Origin of the sequence: Allobosea sp. (assembly GCF_017308015.1) — a bacterium.
Classification (GTDB): Bacteria; Pseudomonadota; Alphaproteobacteria; order Rhizobiales; family Beijerinckiaceae; genus Allobosea.
This window is the reverse complement of sequence record NZ_JAFKFW010000010.1, coordinates 114,312-126,589: the sequence shown is the minus strand read 5'-3', so window position 1 is coordinate 126,589 and position 12,278 is coordinate 114,312. Positions and strand designations below refer to the sequence as shown.

The window sequence follows — 12,278 nt, the reverse complement described above, 5'->3', positions numbered from 1 at the left end:
CATGCCTGTCCCGCCGGCAATAGCGCTGGCCGCCGCAGGGTTTTCGGGCCAGTGTCGACATGATCCCGCGCTCGGGAGACGCGGGCAGGAACAGCCTCCGAGAGGACGAATGCCGACCGATATCGAGATCGCGCGCGTTGCCACGCTGCAGCCTATCGCCACGATCGCCGCAAAGGCGGGCATCCCCTCCGAGGCCCTGAACCCCTACGGCAAGTACATCGCCAAGATCGATACCCATGCGATCCCCGGTTTCCAGGCGAAGCCGGACGGCAAGCTCATCCTCGTCACCGCGATCAGCCCGACCCCCGCCGGCGAAGGCAAGACCACGACCACGGTGGGTCTCGGCGACGGGCTCTCCCGCATCGGCAAGCGCGCGATGGTCGCGCTGCGCGAACCATCGCTGGGCCCGAGCTTCGGCATGAAGGGCGGTGCTGCCGGCGGCGGCTACGCCCAGGTCGTACCGATGGAGCAGATCAACCTGCATTTCACCGGCGATTTCCACGCCATCACCAGCGCCCATAACCTGCTGGCGGCGCTGATCGACAACCATGTCTACTGGGGCAACGGCCTCGGCCTCGACACCCGCCATGTCGCCTGGCGCCGTGTGATGGACATGAATGACCGGGCGCTGCGCCAGATCGTCTCCTCGCTCGGCGGCGCCAGCAATGGCTTCCCGCGCGAGGACGGCTTTGACATCACCGTCGCCTCCGAGATCATGGCGATCTTCTGCCTGGCCCGCGATGCCGCCGATCTGGAGGCCCGGCTCGGCCGCATCGTCATCGGCCGGACGCGTGACAAGCGCCTCGTCACCGCCGCAGACATCAAGGCCACCGGCGCGATGAGCGTTCTGCTCAAGGACGCGCTGATGCCGAACCTCGTGCAGACGCTGGAGGGCACACCGGCCTTCGTTCATGGCGGCCCCTTCGCCAATATCGCCCATGGCTGCAATTCGGTGATCGCGACGAAGGCCGCGCTGAAGCTCGCCGATTACGTCGTCACCGAGGCCGGGTTCGGGGCCGATCTCGGCGCCGAGAAATTCTTCGACATCAAATGCCGCAAGGCGGGCTTAAAGCCCGCCGCCGCCGTCGTCGTCGCGACAGTGCGCGCCCTCAAGATGCATGGCGGCCTCGCCAAGGACGCGCTTGGCCGCGAGGACCTGAAAGCGCTGGAGGCCGGGCTCTCCAACCTGACGCGTCACGTCAACAATCTCCGGAAGTTCGGAGTCCCGCCGATCGTGGCGATCAACAATTTCACCACCGACACCGCCGCCGAGCACGAATTGATCCGCAACTATTGTCGCAATCATCTCGGCGTCGAGGCGGTGATCTGCCGGCACTGGGCCGAGGGCGGCGCCGGCACCGAAGAGCTCGCCCACAAGGTCGCCGCGCTCGCTGACGAGGGCGAGGCCGATTTTGCCCCGCTCTACCCTGATGCGATGCCGCTGCGGCAGAAGCTGGAGACAATCGCGCGCGAGATTTATGGTGCCGAGCGCGTCGCCATCGACGCCAAACTGCAGGCCCGTTTTGCCGAACTGGAAGAGGCCGGCTTCGGCAATCTGCCGGTCTGCGTCGCCAAGACCCAGTATTCCTTCTCAGCCGACCCGACCTTGCGCGGCGCACCCTCCGGCCACACCGTACCGTTGCGTGAACTCCGGCTTTCGGCCGGCGCCGGCTTTGTCGTGGCGATCTGCGGGGACATCATGACCATGCCGGGCCTGCCGCGCGAGCCCGCCGCCGAGCGCATCCATATCGACGCACAGGGGCGCATCGAAGGCTTGTTCTGACGGCTACTATTGTTCTGAAGGTCGTCACCGGATCCCGGATCTGCGCAGCGGCGTTTCACGCCGCAGCGCGCACGGGACGGCAGCCAGACCCAGGCGGAATACAGCCGGCCCTTCAACCGGTTTCTTAAAGCTTACGCAACGGATCGGCCTCTACCTTGCGCCATCCCGCAAGGAAGCCGACCCGATGATTCAGGCCGGAACCGGTCTGCCCCGCACCCACAGCTTGAAAGCCCGCGTCATGGGCTGGACATTCGCGATCCTGGTAGCGATCGCGATTCCGGCCGGCGCCGCCTTCCTCTGGCTCGTCGACGCGACCGTGGTGAAGCTCGGCACGCTCGTCGCCGAGAAGCAGATCCTGTTCGACCGCTACCGCGGCCTCGAAGCGTTGATGCGGGAAGTTTCGCTGGCCGAGACCGTGGCCCGCGCGCCCGCGATCGTCGACTGGGCCGAGAACGAGAACGACCCAGCGAAAGCCGAGCGCGGCTTGGCCGAGCTGGAACATTACCGCCAGTCCTTCCGGGACCGCAGCTATTTCACCGTGCTCGCTGGATCAGGGAATTACTACTTCAACGACAAGGACAACAGCTACGAGCACGACCGCAAGCGCTACACCCTTTCGGCCGGCAACCCGCGCGACGGCTGGTACTACAAGACGGCTGCGCTCGGTTCCGGCTGCCATCTCAATGTCGACAATGACGACAATCTCCGCGTCACCAAGGTCTGGATCAACTGCATCATCCGCAAGGATAGCCGCGTGCTGGGCATCATCGGTACAGGGCTCGACCTCACGCAGTTCATCCGCGAGGTGGTCGACATCCCTCAGACCGGCGTCCAGAGCATGTTCGTCGACCGCAGCGGTGCGGTGCAGGCCCATCGCGACGCCAGCCTTGTCGATTTCCACAGCCTGACCAAGGACATCTCCTCCAAGAAGACCATATACCAGCTCGTCGACAACGATCCGGACCGCAGCCTGCTCGGCCAGATGATCGCCCGCGTCGGAGCCGGCGACGATCTCGTGCAGTCACGATTCATGACGGTCGACGGCAAGCGCGTGCTCGTCGGCGTCGGCTATCTCGACCGCCTCGGCTGGTTCAACGTCACCGTGATGGATATCGACCGCATCATCGACAGGAGCCTGTTCCTGCCGCTCGGCCTGCTGTTCGGCGCGGTGCTGCTGGCGGCTGCGGCCCTGATGACCGTGCTGTTCAAGCGCGCGGTGCTCGACCGGCTGGCCCGCGTCGAGCATGCCGCGAGCCATGTTCGCGCCCGCGAATTCCGCGCCGTCGCGATCGATGCCGGCCGCGACGAGATCGGCCGGCTGTCGCAGGCCTTCGGCACGATGGCGCGCAGCATCGAGGAAAACACCACCCGGCTCGAGGAAGCCGTGCGCGAGCGGACCGAGCAGCTCGAACGGCTCGCCCATGCCGACCCGCTGACCGGCGTGTTCAACCGCCGTGGCTTTGAACGAGCCTTTGCGAACAGCAGAAGCCGTGCCGGACGCACCGGGCATCAGGCAGGCCTGCTGCTGGTCGATCTCGACAATCTCAAGCCGCTGAACGACCGCCATGGCCACCAGAGCGGCGACGAGGTCATCGCCGAGCTTGCCCGGCGGATGACAGCGCAGTTGCGCGACCGCGACATCTGCGCCCGCTGGGGCGGGGACGAGTTCATCCTGCTGCTGGACGATATCGACCGCGACGGATTGTCGGCCATCGCTGCGGCAATCGTGACCGCCGCCGCGGAACGCCCCGTCATCCTCGACGGCGGCGCACCCGTCTTCGTCAGCACCAGCATCGGCGCGACCTTGCTGGAACCGGAGGACACGCTGACCGAAGCCGCCAGCAGGGCCGACGAGGCGCTCTATCTCGCCAAGCGCAACGGCCGCAGCGGCTTCGCGGTCAGCCCGCTGGAGGAGCTGCCGCTGCGCCGTCGCAACGCGGGCTGACGCAATCGCGACTCAGGCGAAGTCAAGCTGGACCTTGATCGCCTTCGACTTGTCGGCGGCGAGATCGAAGGCTTCAACCGCCCGGTCGACCGGAATCGACGCCGTCAGCAACGGCGAGAGATCGATATTGCCCGAACCGATCATCGCCACCGCCCAGTCGAATTCCTCGTGAAAGCGAAAGGAGCCGCGCAGGTCGAATTCCTTGGCAACAACGACGTTCATCGGCAGCGTGAACTGGCCGCCGACGCCGATCTGGACGATGACGCCGCCGGGCCGGACCACGTCGAAAGCGCCCGTCAGCGCATGCTGGTTGCCCGAAGCCTCGAACATAACGTCGAAGACGCCCTTCTCCGCGCCGTACTCGGCCTTGAGCCGCTCGGGCTCTGCCGCGACATTGACTGTCCCCGTCGCGCCCATCTTGCGCGCGACCGGCAGCGGCCCATCCACCACGTCGGTCGCGACGATCTCGGAAGCACCTGCCGCCTTGGCCGCGAGAATGGTGAGCGCGCCGATCGGTCCGGCTCCCGTCACCAGCACGCGCTTGCCGAGCAGCGGCCCGGCCCGCTTGGCCGCATGGAGGCAGACCGAAAGCGGTTCGGCGAAGGCGGCTTCGGCCGCCGTGACGCGCGGCGCCACCTTCACCGCCTGCCGCTCCTCGACGACGAGCACGTCGCGGAAGCCACCCTGCACATGCGGGAAGCGCATTGCCGAGCCGTAGAACAGCATGTCCGTGCAGTGCTGCTGCAAACCCATTTGGCAATAGCGGCAATGACCGCAAGCTCGGCTGGGGTTGACCGCGACGCGGTCGCCCGGCTTCACCCGCGAAACCGCGCCGCCGATCGCCTCGACCCGGCCCGCGATCTCGTGGCCGAGGATCATCGGCTCGCGCACGCGGATCGTGCCGAAGCCGCCATGCAGGTAGTAGTGCAGGTCCGAGCCGCAGATACCGCCGGCCTCGATCCGCACGCGCACGTCGTGCGGCCCGAGCGTAGGCGCGGTCGTCGGCTCGACCCGCAGATCCTTCTCGGCATGGATGACGACGGCACGCATGGCACGCTCCCGAATTCGCCGCGCGACAGGCGCGCAGGATCGTTGTCTAATCGATTGAAACCTGCTTACCCAAGGTAGCGCCCCGGGCGCAAACCGAAATCGCCGCATCCGGCATTTTGCGAGGATATGCCATGTCGCTGTCGCTGTTCAGTCTCGCCGGCAAGATCGCGCTTGTCACCGGCTCGGGCCAGGGTATCGGCCTCGCCCTTGCCGAGGGGCTGTCCGATGCAGGCGCTCATGTCGTGCTGAACGGGCGCGACAAGGCCAAGCTCGAACGCGCGCAGCAGGCGCTGAAAGCAGCCGGCCGCAAGGCTTCGATCGCCCCTTTCGATGTCACCGATCACGCGGCGGTCGAGGCCGGCGTCGCCATGATCGAGGCCGAGATCGGCCCGATCGACATCCTGATCAACAATGCCGGCATGCAGAAGCGGGCGCCGATCACCGAATTCCCGGTCGAGGGCTGGCACGAGGTGATCAACACCAACCTGCATTCGGTGTTCTACGTCACCCAGGCTGTCACGAAGCGCATGGTCCCGCGCAAGCGCGGCAAGATCATCAGCATCGGCTCGGTGATGAGCGAACTCGGCCGCGCCACCATCATCCCCTACACGGCATCCAAGGGCGCGGTGAAGATGATGACGCGGGGCCTCGCCGCCGAACTCGGAAAGCACAACATCCAGGCCAATGCCATCGGCCCCGGCTATTTCGCGACAGAGATCAACGCGGCACTCATCGCCGACGAGGCCTTCTCGAACTGGGTCTGCAGCCGTACGCCGGCCGGGCGCTGGGGCGAGACCAGGGAACTGGCGGGCGCTGCGATCTTCCTGTCATCGGCCGCCTCGGACTACGTCAACGGCCACCTGCTGATGGTCGATGGCGGGTTGACCTCGGTAGTGTGAGCGGCCTGCAGGAACGGGGGCGTCATTCCGGGCAGGCCGAAGGCCGGAGCCCGGAATGACGCCCGAACCGTTATCCCTCGATCTGCTTCAGGCCGCGGCCTTCGTCACCGCCTCGACGACATCGTCGACCACGCGCTCGACCAGATCACGGTCGTCGCCCTCGGCCATGACGCGGATCACCGGCTCCGTGCCGGAGGGGCGAATGACCAGGCGTCCGCTCTCGCCGAGAAGCAGCTTCGCCGCTTCAATCGCGCTGACCACAGGCTTCTCCTCCAGCGGACGCCCCTTCTGGTAGCGGACGTTCTTGAGGATCTGCGGCAGCGGCTCGAAGCAGTGGCAGACCTCGGAGACAGGCCTGTCCATCCGCTTGACAACGGCGAGCAGTTGCAGCGCCGCGACGAGACCGTCGCCGGTCGTGCCGAAATCCGAGAGGATGATGTGGCCGGACTGCTCACCGCCGAGGTTGAAGCCGTGATTGCGCATGTGCTCCAGCACATAGCGATCGCCGACGGCCGTGCGAGCGAGCGACAGACCCAAGCCGGCAAGATAGCGCTCCAGCCCGAGATTGGACATGATCGTCGCGACGATGCCCGGCGCCGAGAGCCGGCCATCTTCCAGCCAGGAGCGTGCGATCACGGCCATGAGCTGGTCGCCGTCGACGATCTGTCCCTGCTCGTCGACCACCAGCACGCGGTCGGCGTCGCCGTCGAGCGCGATGCCGACATCGGCCCGCAACTCCTTGACCTTCGCTACCAGCGTCGACGGATGGGTCGAACCGACATCGCGGTTGATGTTGAAACCATCCGGCTCGTCGCCAATGACGATGACCTCGGCGCCCAGCTCCCAGAGCGCCTGCGGCGCCACCTTGTAGCCGGCGCCGTTGGCGCAATCGAGCACGATGCGCAGCCCTTCGAGGCTCATGTTGCGCGGCATGGTGCGCTTGGCGAACTCGACATAGCGCGCATCGGCGCTGTCGATGCGCTTGGCCCGGCCGAGCTTCGGCGAAGCGGAAAGCCGGGGCGACAGGTCACCGTCGATCAGCTCCTCGATCTCGCGCTCGACCTCGTCGTTAAGCTTGTAGCCGTCGGGGCCGAACAGCTTGATGCCGTTATCCTCATAGGCGTTGTGCGAGGCGGAGATCATCACGCCGAGATCGGCGCGCATCGAGCGTGCGAGCATCGCCACCCCCGGCGTCGGTATCGGGCCGAGCAGCATCACGTCCATGCCGACCGAGGTGAAGCCCGCGACCATCGCATATTCGATCATGTAGCCGGAAAGACGGGTATCCTTGCCGATCACGACCCGGTGGCGGTGGTCGCCGCGGCGGAAGGCGAGGCCGGTGGCCTGGCCGACCTTCAGGGCAAGGTCCGGCGTGATGACGCCGTTCGCCCGCCCGCGAATGCCGTCCGTTCCAAAATATTTGCGCGTCATCGTGTTTCGGTTCCGAGAGGCGGATAGCGCCCGTTTCGGGCGTTCTATAGCCAAAAAACCTTTCCGCCTTCTCACAAATTGTGACGGTACATGACATCGTCTTCGCGCAAACGAAAAAGGGCGGCCGCGAGGCCGCCCTTTCGTAGTCCATCCGGTCCGCCTCACGCCTGCGGCTGCGGCTCCATGCCGGCATCCGGCTCGTCGCGCTTGCGGCCCTTGCCGGCGCTCGGCACGGCCGAGCCGCGCGGGGCGTGCGGCGTGTCGTCAAGATCGCGCGAGGGACGCTTGCCAGCGATCAGATCGCGGATTTCCTCGCCCGTCAGCGTCTCGAACTCGAGCAGCGCCTCGGCAACCGCGACAAACTCGTCATGGTGATCGGTGAGGATCTTCTTGGCGTCGGCATAGCCCTCGTCGACGAGGCGCTTCACCTCGGCATCGATCTTCTGCGCGGTCGCCTCCGAGAGCGACTGGCTGCGGCCCATCGACATACCCAGGAAAACCTCTTCCTGGTTGTCGCCATAGGCGACCATGCCGAGCTCGTCCGAATAGCCCATCTGCGTGACCATGGCCTTGGCCATCTTGGTCGCCTGCTGGATATCGCCGGTAGCGCCCGAGGTGACGTTCTCGCGGCCGAAGGTGATCTCCTCGGCGACGCGCCCGCCCATGGCGACCGCGAGCTGCGAGGTGAACTCCTTGAACTTCATCGAATAGCGGTCGCCCTCCGGCAGGAACTTGACCATGCCGAGCGCGCGGCCGCGCGGGATGATCGTCGCCTTGTGGACGGGAATGCCGGCCGGGACATAGAGGCCGACGATGGCGTGACCAGCCTCGTGATAGGCGGTCAGCTTCTTCTCCTCCTCGGACATCGCCATGGATTTGCGCTCGGCGCCCATCATGACCTTGTCCTTGGCGTCCTCGAACTCGGCATGGGTGACCATGCGCTTGCCGCGCCGCGCCGCCAGCAGCGCCGCCTCGTTGACGAGGTTCATCAGGTCGGCGCCCGAGAAGCCGGGCGTGCCACGGGCGAGCACCTTGAGGTCGACATCCGGCGCCATCGGCACCTTGCGGACATGGACGCGCAGGATCTTCTCACGACCGGCGACATCCGGGTTCGGGACGACGATCTGGCGGTCGAAGCGGCCCGGACGCAGCAGCGCGGGGTCGAGCACGTCGGGACGGTTGGTCGCGGCGATGATGATCACGCCTTCGTTCGGCTCGAAGCCGTCCATCTCGACGAGAAGCTGGTTCAGCGTCTGCTCGCGCTCGTCATTGCCGCCGCCGAGGCCGGCGCCGCGATGACGACCGACCGCGTCGATCTCATCGATGAAGATGATGCAGGGCGCGTTCTTCTTGGCCTGCTCGAACATGTCGCGCACGCGGCTCGCGCCGACGCCGACGAACATCTCGACGAAGTCGGAGCCCGAGATGGTGAAGAACGGCACATTGGCCTCGCCCGCGACGGCGCGCGCCGTCAGCGTCTTACCGGTGCCGGGAGGGCCGACGAGCAGCACGCCGCGCGGGATGCGCCCACCCAGCCGCTGGAACTTCTGCGGGTCGCGCAGGAATTCGACGATCTCCTGCAGGTCTTCCTTGGCCTCGTCGATGCCCGCGACATCCTCGAAGGTGACGCGTCCATGTGCCTCGGTCAGGAGTTTGGCCTTGGACTTGCCGAAGCCCATCGCTCGGCCGGCGCCGTTCTGCATCTGGCGGGACATGAAGATCCACAGGCCGATGAAGATGACGAAGGGTAGCGAGTTGACGAGAAGCGCCATGAACCAGGGCGTGCCTTCCGAAGGCGCCTTGGCGGAGACCTGCACGCCCTTCTGAGCCATGGTCTTCAGGAGGTTCGGGTCGCCATAGGGCGCATAGGTCACGAAGCTGCGACCATCCGAGAACGAGCCGGAAATCTCCTGGCCGGCGACGACGACGTTCGATACGCGCCCGGCCTCGGCCTCGTTGATCAGCTGGCTGTAGGGGATTTCATTGGTGCTCGCGCGCTGGCTCGGGCTCTGGAACAGGGTGACCAGCGCCAGAACGAGCAGGAAGATCACCACCCAGAGGGCAAAATTGCGAAAATTCGGATTCATTCCCAGTCCGATCGGGCCTCCCGGAATTGCCGGGCGAGGCCTAGAGTTTCCCGATGATCAATTTAGGTGTCGCACGCGCCCTTGCCAAGGGAAAGCAATGACGTGGCGGCACTATGACGCCGAAGGGTGAACACCGCGTCTGCGCGGCGGCTCCATCTGCAGCGTCAGCACGCCGTCGCGGCCGAGCGTGAGGACACTGCCGGCCAGGGTGCGGCGCAAGGCGAGACCGGCCCGGGCGGCGTCCGTGAGAGCCACGCTGCAGGATTCCAGCCGTTCCAGCCGGCCATGAGCATCGCCACCCGGCACGACTGCCTCGAGCACCAGGGCGAGGACGCGCAGCACGATCTCCTCGGGCTCCGGAACCAGCATGGAAAAGCGCAGGCGCAAGCCATTTTCTTCGGACCCATCCGGCAGAAGCGCCCCCGACAGCACCTCGCGAGCCCTCTGCGCGGCGGATTCGTCCAGCCGGGCCATCCGCTCCGCCAGCCGGCCGAGCCGCTCCGCCGTCAGCCCCCGCTCCGCCAGAACCGGCATCGCCTCCCGCCAGCGCACGCGCTCGAAGCGCGGATCGCTATTGCTGGGATCGTGCACGAAGGGCAGCCCGCGTGCCTCAGCCGTCGCAATGAGCCGCGCCTTGGAAATGCCGAGCAGCGGCCGGACGAGCGGGATGCCGTTGACCTTGCTCCATCGCCGCATTCCGGCGAGCCCCGACGGGCCGGAACCATGGGCGAGCCGCATCAGCAAGGTCTCGGCCTGGTCGTCGAGCGTATGAGCCGTAACCAGCGTCGCGCCGCCGAGCCGCCTCGCCTCGTTCGCCAGCAAGGCATAACGGGCGCGTCGTGCCTCCGCCTGGACAGCGCTTGCCGGCTTCAGGCCCTCCCAACGCAGGGTCGCATGGCCGATTCCGAGCTTCGCGCAGAGGCGCGCCACGGCGACAGCTTCATCGGCCGATTCCGGGCGCAGGCCGTGATCGACCGTCGCGGCATGAAGGGGCGGCCTGCCGGGCAACTGCGTCCAGGCGGCAAGAAGTGCCAGCAGCGCAATCGAATCCGGCCCGCCGGAGACCGCGACCAGCAGGCCCGTCTCCTGCGACAGCCCCTGAAAAGCAGCACCGGCCTCGGCGAGCGAGACCGGCGCGGAATGCGTGGCGATCGGGGCCGCGCTCAAGCGCAGCCGGAGCGGCGGCGTTCGCGGGCGATGCCCTGGCGCACGGAATTGGAGGCGGAGGGATAGTCGACGCCGACCTTTGCATAGGTTGCGCAGGCCTGTTCCTTGGCGCCGAGCCCGTTGAGGGACATGCCGAGCTTGAGCAGGCTCTCCGGCACCTTGGCGGCTTTCGGCGAGCCCTGCGAGACCTTCAGGAACTGCTCGGCCGCCTCGCGGTAGCGCTGCCGCTGCAAGTAGCTCTCGCCGAGCCAGTAGGTCGCATCGACCGCCAGCCGGTCGCGCGGGTAGCTCTGCAGGAACTGACGAAAGCCCATCTCGGCCTGCTCGTATTCCTTGCGCTGGAGCGAGGCAAAGGCCAGGTCATAGGCCTCTTTCGCCGTCTGCGGGCCGCTCGCCGCGGCCACGCTCGCGCCACGCGGCCTGTCCTGCGGCAACCCGCCTTGGGGCACGGGGCGCCCGACGCCCTGCAGATCGAGCGGCTGGCCGGTCGCAGGGCCGCCGGCGTAGTCGTCCTCGATGATGCCGGCGAGCGCGCCGCCGCCGCCGAGCTGCTGCGGCGCGCCGGCCGCGCCCTGCTGCGTGGCTGGGTCGAAGGCATCGCTGCGGCGATGCCGCTGCGGCGTCCCGCCGGCAGGGGGCACGCCCGCCGGGCCGGGAGCAGCAGCGCCCGAGCGCCCACCGCCCTTTTCGTTCAGGCGGAAATCGACATCCTCCTGGAACTTCCGGAGCTGCTCGGAGAGTCGCCGATTCTCGAACTGAAGCTGCTCGATCTGGCCGGACATCTGGCGCAACTGGTTCTCGAGCCGGGTGGTGCGCACCAGCAGATCGGCCGCGTCCTGCGCCGAGGCCGGCACGGCGTTGCCGGCAAGCGCGGCGGAGATCGCCAGCGCAGCCAGCCCCGGGCGGGAGAGATGGCGGGCTAGAAGAGAACGAAGCATCGCTGAAACCGGTTTCCGTACATGTCGCGCGCTGTCTCTATACCATCAGCGCACCACGGCCAAAATATGAACGGGTACATGGCCGGTCTGAACACCGGGCGCGCCTGCGGCCGAGGAATTCGCATCGGCCCCGCAAAGACCTCTGGCGCTTTGCCGGCGGCTTCCTTACATTGGCGAAGCGGGGCTGCCTGGTGCGTGAGAGACAGCATTCCCCGGGCCCATACGACTCCCTAGGGAGCTGTCCCTGACCGGTTCCATCGGAGCCGGACACACGGCGCCCACCTACTTTAGTAGGTGTCCCGGGATTCAAAACTCCACGGCCGAGGTGGCTCCGCAGCCCTTATGACGACGTCCGGCACGCACGCTCCGCCCTCCCCGCTCAAGGCGGCCCTGCGCGCGGAGGCGCTGGCCCGTCGCGACGCGCTCGACCTCGACAACAGGCTGGAATGGGACGCCGAGATCGCCGCGCGCACGCTTGCCCTGCCCGTCTGGAAAGGCAGCGCCGGCCCGGTCTCGGCCTATTGGCCGATGCGCTCGGAAGCCGATCCCCGCCCCATCCTCGAAACCCTGCATGAGCGCGGCCTGCCGCTCTGCCTGCCGGCGATCGTCGAGAAGCGCATGATCTTCCGGCGCTGGGCGCCCTATGAGCCGATCGTGCCCGGCGGCTTCGGCACGCTGGTTCCCGCGCCCGATCAGCCGGAACTGAATCCCGCTATCCTGCTCGTACCGCTCGCCGCCTTCGACCGGCGCGGCTACCGCATCGGCTACGGCAAGGGCTATTACGACCGCGCTCTCGGCGAACCCGGCCCGACCGTCAGCATCGGCATCGGCTATGCTGCACAGGAGATCGGGGCGGTGCCGGACGAGCCGCATGACCGGCGCCTCGACTGGATCGTGACCGAGCACGAAGCCATTCGTTGCGGTTGATTCCCGCGCGCCTTCGAGCGAGGGAGAAAGCCTTCACGGTTTTCGAGTCTG

Annotated in this window: 9 protein-coding genes and 1 other RNA gene; 5 read left to right on the top strand and 5 right to left on the bottom strand. The window is 67.0% G+C overall.

From position 1 onward, the window contains the following. Positions 1-109: 109 nt before the first annotated feature. Both J0I42_RS11020 and J0I42_RS11015 read left to right on the top strand, forming a co-directional pair. Positions 110-1,783: a formate--tetrahydrofolate ligase gene (locus tag J0I42_RS11020; protein WP_291654868.1), complete on the top strand. Its 1,674-nt coding sequence runs from the start codon at positions 110-112 to the stop codon at positions 1,781-1,783. 184 nt (positions 1,784-1,967) lie between these two features. Next, complete coding sequence (locus J0I42_RS11015) at positions 1,968-3,728, top strand: sensor domain-containing diguanylate cyclase (RefSeq protein ID WP_291654867.1); 1,761 nt, start codon at positions 1,968-1,970, stop codon at positions 3,726-3,728. A gap of 12 nt (positions 3,729-3,740) precedes the next feature. Here the strand turns inward: J0I42_RS11015 and J0I42_RS11010 are convergent, their stop codons facing one another. Further along, positions 3,741-4,778 carry an L-idonate 5-dehydrogenase gene (locus tag J0I42_RS11010; RefSeq protein ID WP_291654866.1) on the bottom strand — a complete coding sequence of 346 codons (1,038 nt, stop codon included), beginning with the start codon at positions 4,776-4,778 and terminating at the stop codon, positions 3,741-3,743. Between the two features lie 131 nt (positions 4,779-4,909). On the opposite strand from J0I42_RS11010, the gene J0I42_RS11005 reads away from it, so the two are divergent. After that, positions 4,910-5,677 (top strand): SDR family NAD(P)-dependent oxidoreductase, encoded by a 768-nt coding sequence (locus J0I42_RS11005; RefSeq protein ID WP_291654865.1) that lies wholly within the window; start codon positions 4,910-4,912, stop codon positions 5,675-5,677. Positions 5,678-5,764: 87 nt separating this feature from the next. Here J0I42_RS11005 and glmM read toward each other — a convergent pair whose 3' ends face one another. The 4 genes from glmM to ybgF form a co-directional block, all read right to left on the bottom strand. Further along, entirely contained in the window at positions 5,765-7,108 is a 1,344-nt protein-coding gene (glmM, locus tag J0I42_RS11000) for a phosphoglucosamine mutase (protein WP_291654864.1), read from the bottom strand. A gap of 161 nt (positions 7,109-7,269) precedes the next feature. Beyond that, positions 7,270-9,195: an ATP-dependent zinc metalloprotease FtsH gene (ftsH, locus tag J0I42_RS10995; protein WP_291654863.1), complete on the bottom strand. Its 1,926-nt coding sequence runs from the start codon at positions 9,193-9,195 to the stop codon at positions 7,270-7,272. A gap of 111 nt (positions 9,196-9,306) precedes the next feature. Then, the gene (tilS, locus tag J0I42_RS10990) at positions 9,307-10,362 is read right to left on the bottom strand and encodes a tRNA lysidine(34) synthetase TilS (protein WP_291654862.1); all 1,056 of its coding nucleotides are present in this window, start codon (positions 10,360-10,362) and stop codon (positions 9,307-9,309) included. Beyond that, complete coding sequence (ybgF, locus tag J0I42_RS10985; protein WP_291654861.1) at positions 10,359-11,300, bottom strand: tol-pal system protein YbgF; 942 nt, start codon at positions 11,298-11,300, stop codon at positions 10,359-10,361. Before ybgF ends, tilS begins: the two co-directional genes overlap by 4 nt. A gap of 178 nt (positions 11,301-11,478) precedes the next feature. On the opposite strand from ybgF, the gene ssrS reads away from it, so the two are divergent. Continuing rightward, positions 11,479-11,636: non-coding RNA, 6S RNA (gene ssrS / locus J0I42_RS10980), on the top strand. 6 nt (positions 11,637-11,642) lie between these two features. Further along, positions 11,643-12,227 carry a 5-formyltetrahydrofolate cyclo-ligase gene (locus J0I42_RS10975; protein ID WP_291654860.1) on the top strand — a complete coding sequence of 195 codons (585 nt, stop codon included), beginning with the start codon at positions 11,643-11,645 and terminating at the stop codon, positions 12,225-12,227. Positions 12,228-12,278 lie beyond the last annotated feature (51 nt).

Excerpts from the sequence above, each read along its gene's own strand:
- J0I42_RS10975 (WP_291654860.1), top strand. The coding sequence starts at position 11,643 with ATGACGACGTCCGGCACGCACGCTCCGCCCTCCCCGCTCAAGGCGGCC.
- glmM (WP_291654864.1), bottom strand. The coding sequence starts at position 7,108 with ATGACGCGCAAATATTTTGGAACGGACGGCATTCGCGGGCGGGCGAAC.
- J0I42_RS11005 (WP_291654865.1), top strand. The coding sequence starts at position 4,910 with ATGTCGCTGTCGCTGTTCAGTCTCGCCGGCAAGATCGCGCTTGTCACC.
- J0I42_RS11020 (WP_291654868.1), top strand. The coding sequence starts at position 110 with ATGCCGACCGATATCGAGATCGCGCGCGTTGCCACGCTGCAGCCTATC.
- ftsH (WP_291654863.1), bottom strand. The coding sequence starts at position 9,195 with ATGAATCCGAATTTTCGCAATTTTGCCCTCTGGGTGGTGATCTTCCTG.
- J0I42_RS11010 (WP_291654866.1), bottom strand. The coding sequence starts at position 4,778 with ATGCGTGCCGTCGTCATCCATGCCGAGAAGGATCTGCGGGTCGAGCCG.
- J0I42_RS11015 (WP_291654867.1), top strand. The coding sequence starts at position 1,968 with ATGATTCAGGCCGGAACCGGTCTGCCCCGCACCCACAGCTTGAAAGCC.
- ybgF (WP_291654861.1), bottom strand. The coding sequence starts at position 11,300 with ATGCTTCGTTCTCTTCTAGCCCGCCATCTCTCCCGCCCGGGGCTGGCT.